Origin of the sequence: Mesorhizobium sp. M7A.F.Ca.CA.002.05.1.1 (assembly GCF_003998335.1) — a bacterium.
Taxonomy (GTDB): Bacteria; Pseudomonadota; Alphaproteobacteria; order Rhizobiales; family Rhizobiaceae; genus Mesorhizobium.
The window spans coordinates 1-591 of sequence record NZ_RZQI01001572.1 but is presented as its reverse complement, the minus strand read 5'-3'; the positions used below and the strand labels follow the sequence as shown (position 1 = coordinate 591).

Here is a 591-nt window from a genome sequence, read left to right as displayed (position 1 = left end):
AAGCGGTAGAGCAACTCGTCCTCGCCGATGTGGCCGTCAAAGCCATGCGGCTTGTGCCAGTCGTAGAAGGCGGCACCCGCGGTCTGCAGCCTCTCGGCCTCGGCCTTCTTGATCACCGCGAAAACCTCGTTCGCCTGCGGCAGCCATGCCAGCTTGGCCGTTGCCGAATCCTCGATCGCGGCGGCAAGGCGTGCGGCCATGGCGTTGGCGTGGCGGGCGGTGTCCAGCCACAGCCCACCCTTGAAATAGGCCTCGAACTGCGCCGCGACGAAGCGCGATTTCGAAAACAGCTGGGCGGCGCGCTTGCGCAGGAAGGCCAATTCCCTGGCACGATCGAGGTCGAACAACACGATCGCTTCGGCGCACCAGCAGCCGTTCTTGGTGCCGCCGAAGGAGAGGATGTCGACGCCGCGTTTCCAGGTCATTTCGGCCGGTGTCGTGTCGAGTGCGACCAGCGCATTGGCAAAGCGGGCGCCATCCATGTGCAGGGGCACCGAATATTGTTTGGCGATCGCCGAGATCGTCTCGATCTCATCCAGGCCGTAGATGGTGCCGACCTCGGTCGACTGGGTGATCGAAACGGCCATCGGC

The 591-nt window shown here is 64.1% G+C and carries 1 protein-coding gene; it reads right to left on the bottom strand.

The genetic code is table 11. The annotated features are described in order from the left end of the window. The coding region (locus EN939_RS37100) for a threonine aldolase family protein (protein WP_245473340.1) at positions 1 to 591 on the bottom strand (591 nt) is incomplete at both ends.